Source organism: Citrobacter sp. CK180 (genome assembly GCF_030333655.1).
Lineage (GTDB): Bacteria > Pseudomonadota > Gammaproteobacteria > Enterobacterales > Enterobacteriaceae > Citrobacter_B > Citrobacter_B koseri.
The window spans coordinates 262,012-283,514 of the sequence record NZ_JAOWFM010000044.1; the positions used below are offsets into that span (position 1 = coordinate 262,012).

Here is a 21,503-nt window from a genome sequence, read left to right on the forward strand (position 1 = left end):
GCTTTTGCAGTTCGTCATTCATTTCTATTTACTGAGATTGGGGCAATTACTCGCCCCCGTCAAATCATTGCTGGCTTTCTTTACGCGGCTGGCGCAGGACTTCGTTAATCTGCGGTTTGTCTACCGGGCCCGTGATGCGATAGCGCAGAATGGAGACTTTGCTCCACAACGGCCCCAACACTTTACTCGCGGCAAATACCGCCGCCCCGACAATCGGGTTCACCGCAAACGCGGCGGCAACCCCTACCGTGGCGGAGATTTCCGGTGCGACGACGGCTTCAATATCGAGTTCCCGACGCACCAGATTGACAGAACCTTTCATGGCGATGTCGGCCTCCAGCCCATCCACCAGCGTATCGTCAGTGTGCATCACACCGTCTTTGATCCACGCCGTACTGCGAATAGAGTCAAAGTAGAAACCGTCGCTGAACGTATCGCTAAAATCAAAACGCAGCTTACGCAGCAGTGCGTCAAAACTCAGCAGACGCAGAAGCTGCCCCGCATGACCGGTGCTCAGCTCGGTAATTTCACCTTTCCCCAGGCGGGTACGTAAAATGCCATTAAGGGAAGCCTCATCCGGCTGCCAGGGCAGGTTACGCCAGTGTAAGTCATAGTCCACGTTAAACGAGGCGTTGCGGATAGGGGTTGAAACGCCAAAGAATCCCGCTGCGGCATCAATTTTATGGCCGCGCAGTTTCCCCTTCAGCGACGTGCGCTCGCTACCCGGCGTGTTCACCCAGACCCCCTCAGCCGTCAGCCGGGAGAAGCCCGTATCCAGCAGCCCGTTACTCAGGGTCAGCGTATTTCCCTGAATCGCGACGTCGCCGTCAATACGCCCATATTTTTGCCCCCACAGCCAGCATTCAACGCAGCGTAACTGCACATCAGGCCAGCCGCGGAAACTGGCTCGCTCAAGGGAGGAGAACGGCGAGGTCGCCTGCGCGCCGTCTGTACGCTTCGCCGCGCTCGGGTTGTAATACAGGTATTTGATGTTCGCCTGCCACGGGGCATTATTGCGTATCGCCAGCGTGGCGTTAACCTCGCGCCCCTGCGCTTCGACCTTCTGACCATTCAGCGACGGCTCAGAGACAATGCTCAGGTTATTCCACTGTTGCCCGCCCAGCGACAGAGAAGGCGTTCGTAGCGTCACGCGCTGCGGCAAACTGGTCTTTGCGCCAACGTTATCCGCCGCGCCTTTCTGGAACAGCGCCAGCCACTCTGCGCCATCCATTGCCGGAAGATTAAGCTCAACGCCTTGTCGGTCAGGCAATGTCGGCGTGGTGCGGCTATCCGTTGTCCAGATTGCCCGATCCAGCGTCAGTTTCTGATTCAGCAGCCAGCGGCTGTTAAAGTGATTATTTTTCCCGGCGCTACCGGTCAGCGCGAAGCCACGCAAGTTACCGTCAGCCTTAATGCTCACCGGCAAGGATTCCCCGGCCTGCTTGTCGAGCGGTGACGGTAAGTGACTGCTCACATTCTTCAGGTCGCCTTTCAGTTCTACGTTGTATGTCGCACCAGAGTGATAAGGAAGCGCAATGCCCACTTTACCGTTCCACGCCATACCGCCGCTTATAGCATCGTTCACCTGCGCAGGTAGCACGCCCATACGGCCCGGCTGCCAGTTGCCGTTAAGGTTGACGTCGACCTGATAGGCCTTTTCCCCTTCATTGGTGGAGAAATCCACGTTCAACGGCTGATTAAACCAGTTTGCCGTTAACAGTTCGCTCTTAAGATTGCCGTTGTTGAAGCTGAACTTACCGCTCAGGTTCTTCAGCGTGCTGTCGAGCGGCTTAATGAACAAACTATTATTACGCAGCAAGACGTCCCCTTTGGCGGTGACCAGCTCGCCATCCAGCGGAATATCAAGATGTAAGCGAGCATTCACATCGCCGTCAATCTGGAGTTGCTCCAGCGTAGCGCCGAGAGAATCTTTCAGCGGCGTGTCGTCAAAATACGGGCCGACCGCTTTACCCGGCCCATTGATATCGGCATCAATCAGCAGCTTTTCTTTGGCATAGTCCGGGATGATCGCGGTCAGATTGCTGGCCTTAACACCGCCCAGATTGACGCTATCCGCCTTCATCCACAGGCCATCGTTCAGGAAGTCCAGCTCAATGTTGAGGTCGGTCAGCGCGGGCCAGTCAGGCTGGAAAGCAAACTTCGCGTTACGCAGCGGCACCAGCACTTCAAACTGACCTTCATTATGTTTGTAGGGGAAAAGATGTGGATTGCCGCCATACACCAGCGTGGCGTTATCCGCTTCGCCGCCCTGAATCGCGCCGCTAAGGTAATCAACCAGCTCTTTGCCCATCAGGTTTTCCGGGAAATAACGCCAGGCCTGTGAACCGTCATCGGTGCTGATCCCCGCCAGAATCCCCAGCCAGGGCTCCTCTCCGGCGGGTTGCAGATAACGAAAACCGCCGCGCGCATGTACGGCTTTCGCTTTCACATCGATGTTGCGCCCGTCCAGCTGAAACCCTTTGTCATTCTTCAGCCAGGTGAGCGTCGCCACGCCGTTTTCAATTTCCAGCGGTGCGCGAAAGACGGTTTCATACGGCATTTCGGCCTGCTGCATCGAGGCGGTCAGCGCGCCGTTTTCCACGCTGCCGGACAAGGTACCGGAGAAGTGTTCCGCGCCCGGTAAGAGCTTCCACTGCTTCCAGGCAAGGTTATCCCACGACGCCTGGAAACGCGTTTTCTCCGTCGCCTGTAGCGGGATATCCAGCGCGAGAGTGTCTATTTTTCCGCGTGGCTGTGTGGCCTGCCAGATGTCGCCCAGCGCAGGCGAGAGTTTCGCCGCCACCGGACGCAGCCCGTCCATATCAGCCAGTTCAAGGTTGCTGGCGCGAATACGCAATTCATCGCTGCGTATGTTGTTCTGACCGCCAACTTCTTGTTCCGGCACCCAGGCCAGCGTTAACGCGCCGCGCGGCCAGGGTTTGCTATCCAGCGTGATACGCGTGTCAGGAATATAAAACTGCCAGCCCGGCTGTTCACGCGTAATGTGCGCGGTCAGGTTATCAACGGAAAGCGTGTGCGAATGATTATCGCCCTGCCAGCTCGCGCCGCCCTGTTTAAGCCAGATATCGCCGCTGGAGACTTCGCCTTTCGTGAGAGTCATCCAGCCTTCCAGGCTAAAGCGCGCGGTTTGCAGCGCCACGTTATCCTGCATCCATTTGCCCAGCCACGGCTTCACATCAATATCGTCGGCCTGTAGCCAGACCCGACCGTTGTTCAGCAGCCCGTCGTCGTCACGCAGATCCATACGAACCTGCATCACGCCATGCTGCCCGGTCAGGCTGGAGAGACTGACCTGACCTTCCGCGCGGTGCCTGTCTTTGCCGTTCAACCAGGTAAGCTGCGGGATCGCCAGTTCGGCTCGCTGGCCTGATAAGGTCAGAAAGCTAATTTGGCTGTCCCGGAGATCGAAGTGATCAAACTGACGCAGGAAAAGATCGCTAATACGGTTGGTTTCAATGCCTTCGTCGCCGTCGCTGCGTTGGATCGGCGTATTGGTGCGGATGTGCAGTTGCCAGAAGGTGAGATCGCGAAACTGCCAGCGCATATGCAACAGGCTTTGCCAGACATCCAGCGCCAGCGTGACGCGCTTTACTGAAAGCTCGCCGCCATCTTTCAAACTGGCATGGATGTCCCGGGCTTCAAGCGTGGGGCCAAAGGTTTGCCAGTTCGCATGCAACTGGCTGGCGGCAACAGGAATACCCGTGGCAGATTCAATTTTGCTGAGGATCGCCGGACGCCAGCTATCCAGATGGGGGAGCGCAAGGCGCAATCCACTGATCAGCAGCGCAACGACGACGACGAGCGCGGCTCCAGTGAGCAGTAATATCCCCGGCAATCGCCTCACGCGTCTCTCCTTGTCTGCCAAAAATGTGACTCACAAACCCGTTATCCGGCCTGGAAACGGCGGTCTTTTACATCATTACGACGTCAAATTGCTCCTGGTTATAGAGCGGTTCAATCTGGACTTTAACTTGCTTGCCGACAAAAATTTCCACCTCTGCCAGCGCGTGCGACTCTTCGCCTTTTAACGTTTCCGCCACCGCTGGAGAGGCATAAACGAGGAAACGATCGGAGTCGTAGGCATGATGCACACGCACGATTTCACGCATAATTTCATAGCAGACGGTTTCCACCGTTTTCACCGTACCGCGTCCATGACACGTTGGACATTCATTGCATAGCACATGTTCCACGCTTTCGCGGGTACGCTTGCGGGTCATCTCTACCAGACCCAGTTGCGAAAAGCCGTTGATGCTGGTTTTCACGCGATCTTTGCTCAGCGCCTGCTCCAAAGAATGCAGTACCCGACGGCGATGATCTTCATTATTCATGTCGATAAAATCGATGATGATGATACCGCCCAGATTGCGCAGACGCAGCTGCCGCGCAATCGCCTGCGTCGCCTCAATATTGGTATTGAAGATCGTGTCATCGAGATTACGGTGCCCGACAAACGCCCCGGTATTGATATCAACGGTGGTCATGGCTTCGGTTTGATCGATAATCAGATAACCGCCGGATTTCAGTTCCACCTTGCGTTCCAGCGCGCGCTGAATCTCATTTTCAACATCAAAGAGATCGAAAATCGGCTGATGACCGCTGTAGTGTTCGAGCTTGCTGGTCATCTCAGGGATATATTCCGCAGTAAATTCCAGCAATGCCTCGTACGTCAGACGCGAATCCACGCGGATTCTGTCCAGCTCGGCATCGGCAAAATCACGCAGTACGCGCTGCGCCAGCGCCAGTTCGCCGTACATCTGATAGCGCGTTTGCGGCCGCTTTTTACGCTCCATGACTTTCGTCCAGACGCGTTTGAGGTAAGCGGCATCCGACGCCAGATCCTCTTCGCACACCCCTTCCGCCGCCGTACGGATGATAAATCCGCCCTGCTCGTCGCAATACTCCGCCACCACCTTCTTCAGGCGTTCACGTTCGGTTTCGCTTTCAATACGCTGAGAAACGCCAACGTGCGACGCGCCGGGCATAAAGACGAGGTAGCGGGAAGGCAGCGTGATGTCCGTCGTCAGGCGCGCGCCTTTGGTGCCAAGCGGATCTTTTACCACCTGCACCATCAGATCCTGCCCCTGACGCACCAGCTCAGAGATGTCGCGTACGGTGAAGTTCTTTTGCTCTTCACCCGCCACGCATTCGGTATGCGGCATAATGTCTGAAGCATGAAGAAACGCGGCTTTCTCCAGTCCAATATCTACAAAAGCCGCCTGCATACCCGGAAGTACACGGCTTACACGGCCTTTGTAGATATTGCCTACGATGCCTCGTCGCGCTTCACGCTCAATATGAATTTCCTGAAGAATACCGCCATCAATGTACGCCACGCGTGTTTCCGATGGCGTTACGTTTACCAACAATTCAGCCGTCATGTTTATCCCTTTTCTCACGCAGTGCGTTAAAATTGCTCAGCAACTCATACGTTTCAACCAGCGGTAAGCCGACCACGGCGTGATAGCTGCCGTTTATCTTCCTGACAAAACAGCCACCCTGCCCCTGAATACCGTATGCTCCAGCTTTATCCATAGGCTCACCGCTGGCGACATAGCCCGCGATGTCCTCATCACTCAGTGTTCTGAACGTCACCTCCGTCACCACCAGACAATCCAGAACGTACTGGCTGTCCGCCAGCGCGACGGCCGTCATCACCTGATGCGTCTGCCCCGACAGTTTGCGCAGCATATGCGCCGCGTGTTCTGCATCGCGCGGTTTCTCCAGCACTTCACCGTTAAGAATCACGATAGTATCGGCGCCCAGCACCGGCAAGTCGCGCGCCGTTTGCGCCACGCCTGCCTGCGCCTTTTCCCGCGCCAGACGGGAGACATACTGTTGCGCGCTTTCGCCTTCGCCACGCGTTTCTTCAATTCCCGTAACGATACGTACAAAAGAGACGCCCAGCTGCGCAAGCAGCTCCTGGCGGCGAGGTGAACCGGAAGCAAGATAAACGTCAGTCATAGAAACCTTTACTGCACAGCAAACTGCTGGCGCACTTTGCGCATCAGCAGGAAAAGCCAGGGCCAGAGCACACCGTTTACTACACTACTCCAGAACACTTCCGGTCTGAAAGAGACGTTGATCACTAAAAACTCGGCCCAGAAAACAATAATGTCCACGACCAGTGAGAGCAATATCACCACCAGCGCCTGTTGCCAGAGCGCCAGGTTACGGAATAGCTGGAATTTCAGTGCAACCAGATAAGCAATGATACTCATCGACAAGGCCCGCACGCCAAGCGTGGAGCCGCTGATCAGATCCAGTATGGCACCCATCACAAAACCTGTACCCACATTTACGCGGTGCGGCAGTGCGAGTATCCAGTACAGCAAGATAAGGAGCACCCAGTTTGGCCGGAAAACGATGATGTCATCCGGCCAGGGCATGATTTGCAGCAATAGCGCAATAAGAAACGAGAGCCAGATAACCCAGCGACCCTGGCTACGATAACTTGCCACTATTGCCCCCCCGTTGCGCGCGTAGCCGACGGTTGTTGAGGCGCGGCAGGCGCCGGGCTAATCCCCGTGGCAGGGTCCGGCATTGGCGCTGGCGGCCCCATCGCATCTGGCGAAGGCAGAACCTGCGGCATCATCTGCATCAGTCGTTCGTTAGCGACGCGATGCACATCTTCCGGCGTCATCGGATTAGCGCCGTTGCGATCGGCTCCCCACAGCAGCAGCAGATAACGCAAACGCTGTAAACCCGCAGTCGGACGCGCCTGAATCACGGTGTAAGCACGTTGGGTGTCCAGCTTGACGGACGAAACCACGCCCACCGGATACCCTTCCGGGAAACGGCCGCCCAGACCCGACGTTACCAGCACATCGCCAACGCGAATGTCGGTGTTTGCCGGTAAATGCTCAAGCTGTAAATCGTCTGTACAGCCGTTACCGGCGGCAATGACGCGGATATCGTTACGCAGCACCTGAATCGGCAACGCATGTGTCGCATCGCAAATAAGCAGAACGCGGCTGGTCAGTTTCGCCACCGCAACGACCTGGCCCACTACGCCTTTGTCGCTGATGACCGGTTGCCCCTCATAGACCCCGTTCACGCTTCCTTTGTCGATCACCACCTGATCGCTGTAAGGATCGTTAACCGTGGAGATGACCTGAGTCACCATTTTTTGTTCGTCCTGACGCAGCGGCGAACCCAGCAGCTCGCGCAAACGCGCGTTCTCCTGTTTGTATTGCCCCAGCATCAGCAATTCGCTGTTTTTCAGCAACAGTTCCTGGCGCAGCGCCCGGTTTTCAAGTTCGAGTTGGTCACGCGAAGCCAGCGTTTGCGACACGCCGTCGAGTAATTCACGGGGACCATTGGAAATAAAGTAGAAAGGGCTGACGGCGGTATCCATGTACGTGCGGATTTGGCTGAACGTCCCCAGACGGCTGTCGGCTATAATCACGCCGAGCGCCACCAGCACCGCCAGAATAAGGCGAATCTGTAGCGACGGGCCACGGCTAAAAATTGGCTTCATAAGTTTGCGTATTCTCGTATCAGAGTCGGCAGGGTAATCAAACCATCACCCTGCCGGTATCCGATTACTCTTCGCTGAACAGGTCGCCGCCGTGCATATCGATCATTTCCAGCGCCTTGCCGCCGCCGCGCGCCACGCAGGTCAGCGGATCTTCAGCAACAACGACAGGAATGCCGGTTTCTTCCATTAACAGACGATCAAGGTTACGCAGCAGCGCGCCGCCGCCCGTGAGCACCATGCCACGCTCGGAGATATCAGACGCCAGTTCCGGCGGGCACTGTTCCAGCGCAACCATCACCGCGCTCACAATACCGGTCAGCGGCTCCTGCAACGCTTCCAGAATCTCGTTGGAGTTCAGGGTAAAGCCGCGTGGAACGCCTTCCGCCAGGTTACGCCCGCGAACTTCGATTTCACGCACTTCGTCGCCCGGATACGCAGAACCGATTTCGTGTTTGATACGCTCTGCGGTCGCTTCGCCGATCAGAGAACCGTAGTTACGGCGCACGTAATTGATGATCGCTTCGTCGAAGCGGTCGCCGCCAATACGCACAGAAGAAGAGTAAACCACGCCGTTCAGAGAGATAACGGCCACTTCCGTCGTACCGCCACCGATATCGACAACCATTGAACCGGTTGCTTCAGACACCGGCAGACCGGCGCCGATTGCCGCAGCCATCGGCTCTTCGATCAGGAACACTTCACGAGCGCCAGCGCCCTGTGCGGATTCACGAATCGCACGACGCTCTACCTGGGTCGCTCCTACCGGTACACACACCAGCACACGAGGGCTTGGACGCATAAAGCTGTTGCTGTGCACTTGTTTGATGAAGTGCTGGAGCATTTTTTCAGTCACGAAGAAGTCAGCGATAACGCCGTCTTTCATCGGGCGAATAGCAGCGATATTGCCCGGCGTACGACCCAGCATCTGCTTCGCATCATGACCTACTGCGGCCACGCTTTTCGGTGAACCGGCACGATCCTGACGAATGGCCACAACGGAAGGCTCATTCAATACGATGCCTTGTCCTTTTACGTAAATGAGGGTATTCGCAGTACCCAGGTCAATGGACAGGTCATTGGAAAACATGCCACGAAATTTTTTCAACATACTAAGGGATAATCCTGAAAGCTGGGGCGGAAAACAAAATCCGCTTACTTTACCAACCACACGCAGCAGCGACAAGGCGCAAAAATCATCTGCTACGGTGAAAATTAGCGCAGTACGTTTCCTTTGTTACAAATCTCTGTCTGGGTCCATCAGAACTGAATACATCAGCAGCAATCCTGGCCTTCATTTGCAACCTGTAAAAGGTCGTTTACCTGCATATTTGCTGCAACAATCTGGCGAGCAGACAAGCACACCCCCATGAGGCACAGCGCGCGTTATTCTACGTGAAAACAAATTAAACGGCAGGTTAAACCGAGTATCTTTGCGAATATTTTTTCACGTTGGTGTCAAGTGGTTGGGAGGAGGCAAAAAAATCCCCCTGTCCGCCCGCCACTCCGCGCCCCGTCAGCGTATGCCACTCGCTACGCGAACGGACGCCTGTCGCGTAAACCTGCGTATGCGTTCCCGTGCAGACTTCCACCAGGCTCTGTACCAGTAACTGGTTTTCCGTTCGTTTCTCAATGTTTCTTACCAGACTCGGATGAAGTTTCAGTAATTCCACATTAAGTTCTTTAATCCAACTGGTACTCACCAGCGTCAAACCCGCCTGTGTCACCGCGATCCGAACGCCAAGCGCATTCATTAAACGAATAACAGGCTGTAACCGACTGATGTGTTGACAAACATCTGCCTCGGCAAGTTCAAAAATAATACGTTTTCGCTGCGATTTTTCGCACTGCATCAACGTATCACGCAGCCAGCGCTGAAACCGTGGGCGGATCAACGATTCTACCGTTACCTGCATCGCCAGATTTTCCTCCGGCCAGTATTTCAGCAGCGGGATCAAACGGCTAATTTGCAAGCGGTCATACTCTTCCGATAAACCGAACTGCAATACCATCGGCATGTATTCCGCCGAAATCACCTCTTCGGCGCCGTCAAAGATACGGCACATCAGCTCCCGGTGGTGTACGCGTCCTTCACGCATTACCGCCGGTTTCTGATAAATCCGCGGCCCGCCCCGGCTGAGCATCTGCTCAATAAGGGTGCGCCAGCGTACATTGCCACGGCCTTTTTCCGGCAGCGAATCGTCATACACCGCCCAACTGTTCCCTCCCTGCAACACGGCATTTCGGGTCGCGGCTTCGGCATGTTCCATCACCTGCTCCGTTGACTGACCGCTACGCCATGCGCAAATGCCGATATGTACCATATCGTCACGATCGAGCTTTTTATTAACCGGTAATGCATCTACCGCTTTTAATAACTGCCCGGCGATGCTCTCCGCTTCTTTCAATGTGCGGTGCGGCAACAGGACGGCAAAGTCGCTGCGGTGGTAGCGCGCCAGCAGCGAACCCGGGTAGCGCATAATAAATGTCGACAGCAGATTAATCAGCGCAAACAGCTGTTCTTCCGCGAGATCGCGCCCCCAGCTGTCGTGAAGCAGGTTAAAGTCTGGCAGGCGGATCATCATCACCACGCCATGCGATCCCACTTTTTCCTGATCTTCCAGCAGCGTCGCCAGTTGGTTATCAAAAAACAGGCGATTGCCCAGCCCGGTTTTGACATCCTGCGCCGCATAAGAACGGATAAGCGTATCCAAACGGCTGCGCTGTTCGCTGGCAAACTGAATTTCAGACAGCAGCATATCCAACGCGCTACTGGTGCGCGCGGGCCATTCATAGACCGACCCTCGCGCATTCGGCCCGCGTTCGCCGTTCAGAATACGCGTTGCACGAATTTCCAGCAGCTCCTGCCCGGACAGCTGGCGCTGTAGCCAGCGTACCGATAAGAACAGGATGAGAACGATAAAGCCGATCGCCAGCGTGAGCGGCGCGGTGGTCACGAGCGAGTGAAAATAGTTGCCCATCGGGTCCTGAAACACCACATGCAGCGAGGTGCCGGGATGTTTTACCAGCGGAATCGTCAGCTCACGATACAGGTTGTTGCTTCCCGCTGGCCGATAGCTGCTGTTGCGCGAATGGCTATACACCTGGCGGCCATCCTGCAACAAATCGACGCGCACGATATCGACCGATACCATCAGTTCATTAATCTGCGGCGTTAGCGTGACAAAATCAGAGGAGACAAGATGCGTGTCAATAGCGGTGGCGACCGCCTGAATGCGGCTGGTGAATTTATTCTCGATGGCATTGTAAAAACTCAGCGAGCAGCCGATGAGCGTAACGAAAATCGTTAACCCGGTAAGCAGCGTGACAAAGGCTGAGAATTTCGTCGTTAATCGCATCCGTGTGTTAACTCCGACAGTTATAAACGACATGAAAGAGCAACTCTGAACGCGAAGTCCGTTAAATTGCACAGCTAAGCGGGCATACTACCAAATCAGGTCTATCTGGCAATTTATTGCGTTGAATCGGCATCACGTTTTGATTAGCGAGTATAGTCTTCATAAATATTTTTCCAATCCACTATGCAAATTGAGGACAGGTTATGCAGGCTTTGATCTTAGAACAGCAGGACGGTAAAACCCTTGCTTCCGTTCAGACCCTTGAAGAAAGTCGGCTACCGGAAGGGGATGTAACGGTAGATGTCCACTGGTCCAGCCTGAACTATAAAGATGCTCTGGCCATCACCGGGAAGGGGAAAATCATCCGTAACTTTCCGATGATTCCTGGCATCGATTTCGCCGGAACCGTACGCGCCAGTGAAGATCCCCGCTTCCATGCCGGTCAGGAGGTTTTACTGACCGGCTGGGGCGTGGGCGAAAACCACTGGGGCGGTCTGGCTGAGCGCGCCCGCGTAAAAGGCGACTGGCTGGTTGCTCTCCCGAAAGGTCTTGATAGCCGAAATGCGATGATTATCGGCACCGCCGGTTTTACCGCCATGCTGTGCGTGATGGCGCTGGAAGACGCGGGCATTCGTCCTGAAGATGGCGAGATTGTCGTGACCGGCGCCAGCGGCGGCGTGGGCAGCACTGCCGTTGCATTGCTGCATAAGCTGGGCTACCAGGTTGTGGCCGTGTCAGGACGCGAAAGCACTCACGACTACCTGCGTAGCCTGGGCGCCAACCGCATTCTGGGGCGCGATGAGTTTGCCGAATCCCGCCCGCTGGAAAAACAACTCTGGGCCGGTGCCATCGACACCGTTGGCGATAAAGTGCTGGCGAAAGTGTTGGCGCAGATGAACTACGGCGGCTGCGTTGCGGCCTGTGGTCTGGCGGGCGGCTTCGCACTCCCCACCACGGTCATGCCGTTTATTCTGCGTAATGTCCGCTTGCAGGGCGTGGATTCCGTGATGACCCCACCTGCCCGCCGCGCAGAAGCCTGGAAACGCCTGGTCAACGACCTGCCAGCCTCTTTCTATGCGCAGGCTGCAACAGAAATCACGCTGGCAGACGCGCCGAAATTCGCCGATGCCATCATCAATAACCAGGCACAGGGCCGTACGCTGGTGAAGATTGCCTAATCTTCAAATTTTCGTGACATATTCGCGTTAACGTTTCGCCTCCGTCATGCTTAAAAAAACGCATGACGGAGGATGCTATGAAAATGAAAAAACTGACGGAAGCCGACGTAACCGCGGAGTCCGTTTTTATGTTGCAGCGCCGCCAGGTACTGAAAGCTTTAGGTATCAGCGCGGCCGCCCTTTCTCTGCCTGCCACCGCCCAGGCCGACCTGCTGAGCTGGTTTAAAGGCAACGATCGTCCCCCTGCGCCTGCCGGTAAGCCGCTTGATTTCAGCAAACCCGCAGCCTGGCAAAACGACCTCCCGTTAACGCCGGAAAACAAAGTCACCGGTTATAATAATTTCTATGAATTCGGCCTCGATAAAGCAGACCCGGCCGCCAACGCGGGTAGCCTGAAAACCGATCCCTGGACGTTGAAAATTAGCGGCGAAGTAGCGAAACCCTTAACGCTCGATCACGATGCGCTCACGACGCGTTTCCCGCTGGAAGAGCGAATCTATCGTATGCGCTGCGTTGAGGCATGGTCGATGGTGGTTCCCTGGATTGGCTTCCCCTTACATAAACTGCTCGCACTGGTCGAACCCACCAGCAATGCCAACTATGTGGCGTTCGAAACGATCTACGCGCCCGATGATATGCCGGGACAAAAAGACCGCTTTATCGGCGGCGGGCTAAAATACCCTTACGTCGAAGGATTGCGTCTGGACGAGGCAATGCACCCGCTCACGCTGCTGACTGTCGGCGTCTATGGTAAAGCGCTGCCGCCGCAAAACGGCGCCCCCATCCGTCTGACGGTGCCGTGGAAATACGGGTTCAAGGGGATTAAGTCGATCGTCAGTATTAAACTGACCCGCGAACGCCCGCCGACCACCTGGAATCTGGCCGCGCCAAACGAATACGGATTTTACGCCAACGTGAATCCGCACGTTGATCATCCGCGCTGGTCACAGGCGACCGAGCGTTTTATTGGCGCGGGCGGCATTCTGGATGTACAAAGACAGCCGACGCTGCTGTTTAACGGCTATGCCAGTGAAGTGGCGTTTTTATATCGAGGTCTGGATCTGCGGGAGAATTTCTAAGTGCGTCTGACACAAAAACAGATCGTCTGGCTAAAAGTACTGCTGCATCTTGCCGGATTATTACCGTTTCTCTGGCTCGTCTGGGCGGTGAATCAGGGAGGGCTCAGCGCCGATCCGGTCAAAGATATTCAACACTTTACCGGTAGGACAGCGCTGAAATTCTTGCTCGCCACCTTGCTGGTTTCACCGCTGGCGCGCTACGCTAAACAGCCATTATTGATCCGCACCCGCCGCTTGTTAGGGTTATGGTGCTTCGCCTGGGCCACGCTGCATTTAACCAGCTATGCGCTACTTGAACTGGGCATAAATAATCTGGCGCTGCTGGGCCAGGAGTTAATCACTCGTCCTTATTTAACGTTGGGCATTATCAGTTGGTTCATTTTATTCGCCCTTACGTTGACCTCCACGCAGGCGGCGCAACGAAAACTGGGGAAACGCTGGCAACGTTTGCATAACTTCGTTTATCTTGTCGCGATTCTGGCTCCCATTCATTATCTGTGGTCGGTAAAAATTTTATCGCCGCAGCCAGTCATTTATGCCCTGCTGGCGCTGGTGCTTTTAGCCTGGCGCTACAAGACATTTCGCCAGTGGTGGCGGTCGTTTGCGGGCAAAATGCTGTAACGCCTCCGTTATGTGCGGTTTGTTGCAAAACCAGGACTCGCCTTGGGTCTTTGCGTGTTAGCAGTTGATAATCTTCCCTGATAAGACCAGTATTTAGCTGCCAAATGCTACGAAATCGTTATAATGTGCGACCTTGGTTTCCCGGACAGGGTTTTTAAGCCGCTGAAAGGGTGACAATCGCGCATCAAAGGTATATTTTGTTTTTTACCGGAGAATCGCAGGAGATAGCTGCACGATGGCCGACAAATCACACATTTTGCTTTTAAACGGTCCGAACCTTAATATGCTCGGCACCCGTGAACCCGATAAGTACGGCACCCTGACACTAACGGAAATTGTTAACCGTTTGAATGCAGAGGCCGACGCGCTGAATGTGACGCTGGATCATTTGCAGTCTAACGCGGAGTACGCACTCATCGACCGTATTCATCAGGCTAAAGACACTGTGGACTATATCCTGATTAATCCGGCCGCGTTTACGCACACCAGTGTTGCGATTCGCGATGCGCTGCTCGCGGTGAGTATCCCGTTTATCGAGATTCACCTGAGCAACGTACATGCGCGGGAACCGTTTCGCCAGCATTCGTATCTTTCCGATATTGCGGCTGGCGTCATTTGCGGATTCGGCGCTGACGGTTACTCATACGCTTTACAGACGGCGGTAAAACGCCTGTCACAATCACACTAAACAAAGAGTACGGAACCCACTCATGGATATTCGTAAGATTAAAAAACTGATCGAGCTGGTTGAAGAATCAGGCATCTCCGAACTGGAAATTTCTGAAGGCGAAGAGTCTGTGCGCATCAGCCGCACCGCGCCAAACGCAGGTTTTCCGGTGATGCAACAAGCTTATGCTGCGCCAATGCAGCAGCCAGCTCTGTCTAACGCTGTCGCTCCGGCGGCTGTTCCAGCAATGGAAGCGCCTGCTGCATCAGCGGAAATCAGTGGTCACATCGTACGTTCCCCAATGGTTGGTACTTTCTACCGCACCCCGAGCCCGGATGCGAAAGCATTCGTCGAAGTCGGTCAGAAAGTTAACGCGGGCGATACCCTGTGCATCGTTGAAGCCATGAAAATGATGAACCAGATCGAAGCCGATAAATCCGGCGTGGTGAAAGCAATTCTGGTCGAAAGTGGTCAGCCGGTAGAATTTGACGAGCCGCTGGTCGTCATCGAATAACGAGGCGAACATGCTGGATAAAATTGTCATCGCCAACCGTGGCGAGATTGCACTGCGTATTCTTCGTGCCTGTAAAGAACTGGGTATCAAGACCGTGGCTGTGCACTCAAGCGCGGATCGCGATTTAAAACACGTATTGCTGGCGGATGAGACGGTCTGTATTGGCCCGGCTCCGTCCGTAAAAAGCTATCTGAACATCCCGGCTATCATCAGCGCCGCTGAAATCACCGGCGCGGTGGCAATCCATCCGGGTTACGGCTTCTTGTCTGAGAACGCCAACTTCGCTGAGCAGGTTGAACGCTCCGGCTTTATCTTCATTGGCCCGAAGGCCGACACCATCCGCCTGATGGGCGATAAAGTGTCCGCAATCAGCGCAATGAAGCAGGCTGGCGTTCCATGCGTACCGGGTTCTGACGGCCCGTTGGGCGACGATATGGATAAAAACCGCGCCATTGCAAAACGCATCGGCTACCCGGTTATTATCAAAGCGTCCGGCGGCGGCGGCGGTCGCGGCATGCGCGTTGTGCGCGGCGATGCCGAACTGGCGCAATCCATTTCCATGACCAAAGCGGAAGCGAAAGCAGCCTTCAGCAATGACATGGTGTACATGGAAAAATACCTGGAAAACCCACGCCACATCGAAATTCAGGTGTTGGCTGACGGTCAGGGTAACGCTATCTATCTGGCAGAACGTGACTGCTCCATGCAGCGTCGTCACCAGAAAGTGGTCGAAGAAGCGCCAGCGCCGGGCATTACCCCGGAACTGCGTCGTTACATCGGCGAGCGTTGCTCCAAAGCGTGTGTCGATATCGGCTATCGCGGAGCAGGTACGTTTGAGTTCCTGTTCGAAAACGGCGAGTTCTATTTCATCGAAATGAACACCCGTATTCAGGTAGAACACCCGGTTACTGAAATGATCACCGGCGTTGACCTGATCAAAGAACAGCTGCGTATCGCTGCGGGCCAGCCGCTGTCCATCAAGCAGGAAGAAGTTGTGGTGAAAGGCCATGCGGTAGAATGCCGTATCAACGCCGAAGACCCGAACACCTTCCTGCCAAGCCCGGGTAAAATCACGCGCTTCCACGCGCCGGGCGGCTTTGGCGTACGCTGGGAGTCCCATATCTACGCGGGTTACACCGTACCGCCGTACTATGACTCCATGATCGGCAAGCTGATCTGCTACGGTGAAAACCGTGACGTGGCGATTGCCCGTATGAAAAACGCATTGCAGGAACTGATCATTGATGGCATCAAAACCAACATTGACCTGCAAACCCGCATCATGAACGACGAGCACTTCCAGCACGGTGGCACCAACATCCACTATCTGGAGAAGAAACTCGGTCTTCAGGAAAAATAAGCGTGCGTTAACTAAAAAAGGCCGGTTTTCCGGCCTTTTGTTTTTTTCCCTCCGGTACATCCCATAAGGTACAATCCCCGCTTTCTTCATCCACAAGGGACAAAAAATGGACACGCGTTTTGTTCAGGCCAACAAAGAGGCGCGTTGGGCGCTGTGGCTGACCCTTCTGTATCTGGCTGCGTGGTTGGTGACTGCTTACTTACCAGGCGCGGCACCCGGCATAACGGGCCTTCCGCACTGGTTTGAAATGGCCTGCCTGCTGACGCCGCTTGTTTTCATTTTACTGTGCTGGGCTATGGTGAAATTTATCTATCGCGACATTCCTCTGGAGGACGATGATGCAGCTTGAAGTCATTCTGCCGCTTATCGCCTATCTGCTGGTGGTGTTTGGTCTGTCGGTCTATGCCATGCGAAAAAGGACGACGGGCACCTTCCTGAATGAGTATTTCCTCGGTAGCCGTTCGATGGGCGGAATTGTATTGGCGATGACGCTGACCGCCACCTACATCAGCGCCAGCTCATTTATCGGCGGCCCGGGCGCGGCCTATAAATACGGCCTGGGCTGGGTATTGCTGGCGATGATCCAGTTACCCGCCGTCTGGCTCTCGCTGGGTATTCTGGGTAAGAAGTTCGCTATTCTGGCGCGGCGCTACAACGCCGTCACTCTTAACGATATGCTGTTTGCCCGCTATCAAAGCCGTCTGCTGGTCTGGCTGGCAAGCCTCAGCCTGCTGGTGGCTTTCGTCGGGGCGATGACCGTACAGTTTATTGGTGGCGCGCGTCTGCTTGAGACCGCAGCGGGCATCCCCTACGAAACAGGGCTGTTAATCTTTGGCGTCAGCATCGCGTTGTATACCGCATTTGGCGGTTTTCGCGCCAGCGTGCTCAACGATACGATGCAGGGCATGGTCATGCTAATTGGCACCATCGTCCTGTTGGTCGGCGTGGTTCATGCGGCAGGCGGCCTCGGACACGCGGTCGAAACCCTGCAAACGATAGACCCGAAACTGGTGACGCCGCAGGGCGCGGATGACATTCTGTCACCGACCTTTATGACCTCATTCTGGGTGCTGGTGTGCTTTGGCGTGATCGGCCTGCCGCATACTGCCGTGCGTTGCATCTCCTATAAAGACAGTAAAGCGGTGCATCGCGGCATTATCATCGGCACGATTGTGGTGGCGATCCTGATGTTCGGTATGCACCTGGCGGGCGCGCTGGGGCGGGCGGTGATTCCTGACCTGACCGTACCGGATCTGGTCATTCCAACGCTGATGGTTAAGGTTCTGCCGCCGATTGCCGCCGGCATCTTTCTCGCCGCGCCGATGGCGGCCATTATGTCGACAATCAATGCCCAGTTGCTGCAAAGTTCCGCTACGATCATTAAAGATCTCTATCTGAATATTCGCCCGGAGCAAATGCATAACGAAACTCGCCTGAAGCGGATGTCAGCCATCATCACGCTGCTGTTAGGCGCGTTGCTGCTGCTCGCGGCCTGGAAACCGCCGGAAATGATTATCTGGCTTAACCTGCTGGCTTTCGGCGGCCTGGAAGCAGTGTTCTTGTGGCCGCTGGTGCTGGGTCTGTACTGGGAACGTGCAAACGCGACAGGCGCGCTAAGCGCCATGATCATTGGCGGCGTGTTGTATGCCGTGCTCGCCACCTTTAACGTTCAGTACCTGGGCTTTCACCCCATCGTGCCCTCGCTACTGCTCAGTTTATTGGCTTTTCTGGCCGGAAACCGTTTTGGTTCATCTGCCCAGCAAGCCACCTTATTGACTACTGATAAATAAAGAGTTTTGCCATGCCGTGGATCCAACTGAAACTGAATACGACCGGTACGAACGCCGAAGAACTTAGCGATGCGCTGGTGGAAACCGGCGCGGTCTCTGTGACCTTCCAGGACACGCACGACACGCCGGTATTTGAGCCGCTGCCAGGTGAAACGCGTCTGTGGGGCGATACCGACGTTATCGGCCTGTTCGATGCCGAAACCGACATGAAAGAGGTGGTGGCAATCCTTGAGCATCATCCGCTGCTGGGCGCGGGTTTCGCGCATAAGATTGAGCAACTGGAAGATAAAGACTGGGAACGCGAATGGATGGACAACTTTCACCCGATGCGCTTTGGCGAGCGTCTGTGGATTTGCCCGAGCTGGCGCGATGTACCGGATGAGAACGCCGTCAACGTCATGCTGGACCCGGGTCTGGCCTTCGGTACCGGCACGCATCCCACCACATCCCTCTGCCTGCAATGGCTCGACGGGCTTGATCTGAACGGTAAGACGGTGATCGACTTTGGCTGCGGTTCCGGCATCCTGGCAATTGCCGCATTAAAGCTGGGCGCTGCGAAAGCTATCGGGATCGATATCGATCCGCAGGCGATCCAGGCCAGCCGTGATAACGCAGAGCGCAACGGCGTATCTGAGCGTCTGGAGCTCTATCTCCCCAAAGACCAGCCAGAAGCCATGAAAGCCGATGTGGTGGTCGCTAACATCCTGGCTGGCCCATTACGTGAACTGGCCCCGTTAATCAGCGTACTGCCCGTTGAGGGCGGTTTACTGGGGCTTTCCGGCATCCTGGCCAGCCAGGCGGAAAGCGTATGCGAAGCCTATACCGAACTCTTTACGCTCGACCCGGTGGTAGAGAAAGAAGAGTGGTGCCGCATTACCGGTCGTAAAAAATAATCAGTCCTTTCCGGCGTGGTCATCTGGCCACGCCTTTTTCACACGATTCGCTTTCCTCTCCTGCTCGTCACCGATACAATATTCTTTATAATTGATTGATTTATATAATGTTATGTTGTTTTCAATTCATCGGGTAAATGCATGAAGTTAATTTCTTTGGCCACTGCCTTTCTGGCAATCTGTATGATGCCCGTCTCCGGTTCGGCAACTGACTGGAGCTATGAAGGCGACACCTCTCCCGCGCACTGGGGTGAAATCAATAAAGCATACAAACTGTGCCAGACCGGGATGAGCCAGTCCCCTGTTGATATTCTCACCACGAATGAAATCCAGCTCCCGCCGCTTAACGTACAGTACATCGATCGCGCCGACATGCTCCTGAACGTTGACCACACTCTTCAGGCAACAATGCCCCCCTATTCTTCTGCTTTCGCTCAGATTGACGATCAGCCTTATGCTTTAGCAGAATTTCATTTTCATGCCCCAAGTGAAAATACCATCAATGGTAAACACTATGCGATGGAGCTGCACCTGACGCACAAAAACCAGGAAGGTGAGATTGCCGTCGTTGCCGTCATGTTTGATATCGGTGAGCCAAATGAGGCAATTGAACGTTTATGGCAATCCATCCCGGCAATTCCGGGCGACAGCATACCGCTGCTTTCCCCCGTCGATATCAATCTGCTGTTGCCGGAAGACAGAACCTACTGGCGCTTTAGCGGCTCATTAACGACGCCTCCCTGTAGCGAAGGCGTAACCTGGATTGTCCTGAAACAGCCTATGACGCTTTCTGCCGGTCAACTGGAAAAATTTCGCCATACGATACACCCTGCCAACAATCGCCCTGTCCAGCCTTTGAATGGCCGCGTCATTAACGAATGGTCGATACCGACGCTTCGCGATCCTGTCCTGAAATGAGGCGACGATCACACTATGAAACGATAATCTGCTGGTTAAATCAGCAGATTATGTTGTCCAGCCGTCAGCCATAGAAGAAAAAATGAGAAGTTACGCAAAATTGTAAGCGTATAAAAATTCGGCCTCATTTTATAACGCAATGATTTATAAAGTTAATTAATTCTCATCGTTCATCTTAACTGCGATTCTTTGATCCACCTCAGAGGATTGGTCAAAGTTTGGCCTTTCATCTCGTGCAAAAAATGCGTAATATACGCCGCCTTGCAGTCACAGTATGGTCATTTCTTAACTCATGCGCATCGGACAATACCAGCTTAGAAATCGCCTGATCGCAGCGCCCATGGCTGGCATTACTGACAGACCTTTTCGGACGCTGTGCTATGAGATGGGAGCAGGATTGACGGTATCCGAGATGATGTCTTCTAACCCGCAGGTTTGGGAAAGCGACAAATCTCGTTTACGGATGGTGCACGTTGATGAGCCAGGCGTTCGCACGGTGCAAATCGCCGGTAGCGACCCTGTTGAGATGGCCGATGCCGCACGTATTAACGTGGAAAGCGGCGCCCAGATTATTGATATCAATATGGGGTGTCCGGCTAAAAAAGTGAATCGCAAGCTCGCAGGTTCAGCCCTCTTGCAGTACCCGGATTTAGTGAAGTCGATACTAACCGAGGTCGTGAGTGCAGTGGACGTTCCTGTCACCCTGAAGATTCGCACCGGCTGGGCCCCGGAACACCGTAACTGCGTAGAGATTGCCCAACTGGCTGAAGACTGTGGCATTCAGGCTCTGACCATTCATGGACGCACCCGCGCCTGTTTGTTCAATGGAGATGCTGAATACGACAGTATTCGGGCAGTTAAGCAGAAAGTTTCCATTCCGATTATCGCGAATGGCGACATTACTGACCCGCATAAAGCCAGAGCTGTGCTCAACTATACGGGGGCGGATGCCCTGATGATAGGCCGCGCAGCTCAGGGAAGACCCTGGATCTTTCGGGAAATCCAGCATTATCTGGACACTGGGGAGTTGCTACCCCCCCTGCCTTTGGCAGAGGTTAAGCGCTTGCTTTGCGCGCATGTTCGGGAACTGCATGACTTTTATGGCCAGGCAAAAGGGTACCGAATTGCACGTAAACACGTCTCCTGGTATCTCCAGGAGCACGCTCCAAATGACCAGTTTCGGCGCACATTCAACGCCATTGAGGATGCCAGCGAACAGCTGGAGGCGTTGGAGGCATACTTCGAAAATTTTGCGTAATGAAATAAAGAGCTGACAGAACTATGTTCGAACAACGCGTAAATTCTGACGTACTGACCGTTTCTACCGTTAACTCTCAGGATCAGGTGACTCAAAAGCCCCTGCGTGACTCGGTTAAACAGGCACTGAAGAACTATTTTGCTCAACTGAACGGTCAGGATGTTAATGACCTCTATGAGCTGGTACTGGCTGAAGTAGAACAGCCCCTGTTGGACATGGTGATGCAATACACCCGTGGTAACCAGACCCGTGCTGCCCTGATGATGGGCATCAACCGTGGTACGCTGCGTAAAAAATTGAAAAAATACGGCATGAACTAATTTCGATTAGCTAATTGCTTGTTTAAAAAGGCGCTACTCGGCATGGGG

The 21,503-nt window shown here is 54.5% G+C and carries 19 protein-coding genes; 12 read left to right on the forward strand and 7 right to left on the reverse strand.

Translation table 11 applies throughout. From position 1 onward, the window contains the following. Positions 1-64: 64 nt before the first annotated feature. The 7 genes from yhdP to csrD all read right to left on the reverse strand — a co-directional run bounded on the left by yhdP (position 65) and on the right by csrD (position 10,857). Entirely contained in the window at positions 65-3,865 is a 3,801-nt protein-coding gene (gene yhdP, locus OGV50_RS10220; protein WP_200092967.1) for an AsmA2 domain-containing protein YhdP, read from the reverse strand. Positions 3,866-3,932: 67 nt separating this feature from the next. Then, positions 3,933-5,402 (reverse strand): ribonuclease G, encoded by a 1,470-nt coding sequence (gene rng / locus OGV50_RS10225; RefSeq protein ID WP_012135381.1) that lies wholly within the window; start codon positions 5,400-5,402, stop codon positions 3,933-3,935. Continuing rightward, positions 5,392-5,985, reverse strand: coding sequence for a Maf family protein (locus tag OGV50_RS10230; RefSeq protein ID WP_012135382.1), 594 nt, complete (start codon positions 5,983-5,985; stop codon positions 5,392-5,394). The genes rng and OGV50_RS10230 overlap by 11 nt, the downstream gene beginning before the upstream one ends. 8 nt (positions 5,986-5,993) lie before the next feature. Beyond that, entirely contained in the window at positions 5,994-6,482 is a 489-nt protein-coding gene (gene mreD, locus OGV50_RS10235) for a rod shape-determining protein MreD (protein ID WP_012135383.1), read from the reverse strand. Continuing rightward, positions 6,482-7,501, reverse strand: coding sequence for a rod shape-determining protein MreC (gene mreC / locus OGV50_RS10240; protein ID WP_012135384.1), 1,020 nt, complete (start codon positions 7,499-7,501; stop codon positions 6,482-6,484). Before mreC ends, mreD begins: the two co-directional genes overlap by 1 nt. A 64-nt stretch (positions 7,502-7,565) precedes the next feature. Then, positions 7,566-8,609 (reverse strand): rod shape-determining protein MreB, encoded by a 1,044-nt coding sequence (mreB, locus tag OGV50_RS10245; RefSeq protein ID WP_000913396.1) that lies wholly within the window; start codon positions 8,607-8,609, stop codon positions 7,566-7,568. Between the two features lie 307 nt (positions 8,610-8,916). After that, complete coding sequence (csrD, locus tag OGV50_RS10250) at positions 8,917-10,857, reverse strand: RNase E specificity factor CsrD (protein WP_286488530.1); 1,941 nt, start codon at positions 10,855-10,857, stop codon at positions 8,917-8,919. 203 nt (positions 10,858-11,060) lie between these two features. On the opposite strand from csrD, the gene acuI reads away from it, so the two are divergent. The 12 genes from acuI (at position 11,061) to fis (ending at position 21,455) form a co-directional block, all read left to right on the forward strand. Continuing rightward, on the forward strand, positions 11,061-12,035 hold the full coding sequence (acuI, locus tag OGV50_RS10255) for an acrylyl-CoA reductase (NADPH) (RefSeq protein ID WP_047460914.1): 975 nt from the start codon (positions 11,061-11,063) through the stop codon (positions 12,033-12,035). Positions 12,036-12,112: 77 nt separating this feature from the next. Further along, the gene (msrP, locus tag OGV50_RS10260) at positions 12,113-13,114 is read left to right on the forward strand and encodes a protein-methionine-sulfoxide reductase catalytic subunit MsrP (protein ID WP_391511487.1); all 1,002 of its coding nucleotides are present in this window, start codon (positions 12,113-12,115) and stop codon (positions 13,112-13,114) included. Beyond that, on the forward strand, positions 13,115-13,735 hold the full coding sequence (msrQ, locus tag OGV50_RS10265; protein WP_012135388.1) for a protein-methionine-sulfoxide reductase heme-binding subunit MsrQ: 621 nt from the start codon (positions 13,115-13,117) through the stop codon (positions 13,733-13,735). A gap of 235 nt (positions 13,736-13,970) precedes the next feature. Next, a complete protein-coding gene (aroQ, locus tag OGV50_RS10270) occupies positions 13,971-14,423 on the forward strand; it encodes a type II 3-dehydroquinate dehydratase (protein WP_058668166.1) in 453 nt (150 codons plus the stop codon). A 22-nt stretch (positions 14,424-14,445) separates the two neighbouring features. Further along, positions 14,446-14,916 carry an acetyl-CoA carboxylase biotin carboxyl carrier protein gene (accB, locus tag OGV50_RS10275; protein WP_012135391.1) on the forward strand — a complete coding sequence of 157 codons (471 nt, stop codon included), beginning with the start codon at positions 14,446-14,448 and terminating at the stop codon, positions 14,914-14,916. A 10-nt stretch (positions 14,917-14,926) separates the two neighbouring features. Continuing rightward, the gene (accC, locus tag OGV50_RS10280; protein ID WP_012135392.1) at positions 14,927-16,276 is read left to right on the forward strand and encodes an acetyl-CoA carboxylase biotin carboxylase subunit; all 1,350 of its coding nucleotides are present in this window, start codon (positions 14,927-14,929) and stop codon (positions 16,274-16,276) included. A 106-nt stretch (positions 16,277-16,382) separates the two neighbouring features. Further along, positions 16,383-16,625 carry a YhdT family protein gene (locus tag OGV50_RS10285; RefSeq protein WP_012135393.1) on the forward strand — a complete coding sequence of 81 codons (243 nt, stop codon included), beginning with the start codon at positions 16,383-16,385 and terminating at the stop codon, positions 16,623-16,625. Then, entirely contained in the window at positions 16,615-18,066 is a 1,452-nt protein-coding gene (panF, locus tag OGV50_RS10290) for a sodium/pantothenate symporter (protein WP_047460907.1), read from the forward strand. The genes OGV50_RS10285 and panF overlap by 11 nt, the downstream gene beginning before the upstream one ends. Positions 18,067-18,077: 11 nt before the next feature. Next, a complete protein-coding gene (prmA, locus tag OGV50_RS10295) occupies positions 18,078-18,959 on the forward strand; it encodes a 50S ribosomal protein L11 methyltransferase (protein ID WP_047460904.1) in 882 nt (293 codons plus the stop codon). A 141-nt stretch (positions 18,960-19,100) separates the two neighbouring features. Next, a complete protein-coding gene (locus tag OGV50_RS10300) occupies positions 19,101-19,877 on the forward strand; it encodes a carbonic anhydrase (protein WP_286488531.1) in 777 nt (258 codons plus the stop codon). Positions 19,878-20,169: 292 nt separating this feature from the next. Continuing rightward, positions 20,170-21,135, forward strand: coding sequence for a tRNA dihydrouridine synthase DusB (dusB, locus tag OGV50_RS10305; RefSeq protein WP_047460900.1), 966 nt, complete (start codon positions 20,170-20,172; stop codon positions 21,133-21,135). 23 nt (positions 21,136-21,158) lie between these two features. Beyond that, positions 21,159-21,455: a DNA-binding transcriptional regulator Fis gene (gene fis, locus OGV50_RS10310; RefSeq protein ID WP_000462905.1), complete on the forward strand. Its 297-nt coding sequence runs from the start codon at positions 21,159-21,161 to the stop codon at positions 21,453-21,455. Positions 21,456-21,503 lie beyond the last annotated feature (48 nt).

Coding starts and splice junctions, on each gene's coding strand:
- OGV50_RS10285 (WP_012135393.1), top strand. CDS start 16,383: ATGGACACGCGTTTTGTTCAGGCCAACAAAGAGGCGCGTTGGGCGCTG.
- mreB (WP_000913396.1), bottom strand. CDS start 8,609: ATGTTGAAAAAATTTCGTGGCATGTTTTCCAATGACCTGTCCATTGAC.
- rng (WP_012135381.1), bottom strand. CDS start 5,402: ATGACGGCTGAATTGTTGGTAAACGTAACGCCATCGGAAACACGCGTG.
- accB (WP_012135391.1), top strand. CDS start 14,446: ATGGATATTCGTAAGATTAAAAAACTGATCGAGCTGGTTGAAGAATCA.
- aroQ (WP_058668166.1), top strand. CDS start 13,971: ATGGCCGACAAATCACACATTTTGCTTTTAAACGGTCCGAACCTTAAT.
- panF (WP_047460907.1), top strand. CDS start 16,615: ATGCAGCTTGAAGTCATTCTGCCGCTTATCGCCTATCTGCTGGTGGTG.
- mreC (WP_012135384.1), bottom strand. CDS start 7,501: ATGAAGCCAATTTTTAGCCGTGGCCCGTCGCTACAGATTCGCCTTATT.
- OGV50_RS10230 (WP_012135382.1), bottom strand. CDS start 5,985: ATGACTGACGTTTATCTTGCTTCCGGTTCACCTCGCCGCCAGGAGCTG.
- OGV50_RS10300 (WP_286488531.1), top strand. CDS start 19,101: ATGAAGTTAATTTCTTTGGCCACTGCCTTTCTGGCAATCTGTATGATG.
- accC (WP_012135392.1), top strand. CDS start 14,927: ATGCTGGATAAAATTGTCATCGCCAACCGTGGCGAGATTGCACTGCGT.
- dusB (WP_047460900.1), top strand. CDS start 20,170: ATGCGCATCGGACAATACCAGCTTAGAAATCGCCTGATCGCAGCGCCC.
- fis (WP_000462905.1), top strand. CDS start 21,159: ATGTTCGAACAACGCGTAAATTCTGACGTACTGACCGTTTCTACCGTT.
- acuI (WP_047460914.1), top strand. CDS start 11,061: ATGCAGGCTTTGATCTTAGAACAGCAGGACGGTAAAACCCTTGCTTCC.
- csrD (WP_286488530.1), bottom strand. CDS start 10,857: ATGCGATTAACGACGAAATTCTCAGCCTTTGTCACGCTGCTTACCGGG.
- prmA (WP_047460904.1), top strand. CDS start 18,078: ATGCCGTGGATCCAACTGAAACTGAATACGACCGGTACGAACGCCGAA.
- msrP (WP_391511487.1), top strand. CDS start 12,113: ATGAAAATGAAAAAACTGACGGAAGCCGACGTAACCGCGGAGTCCGTT.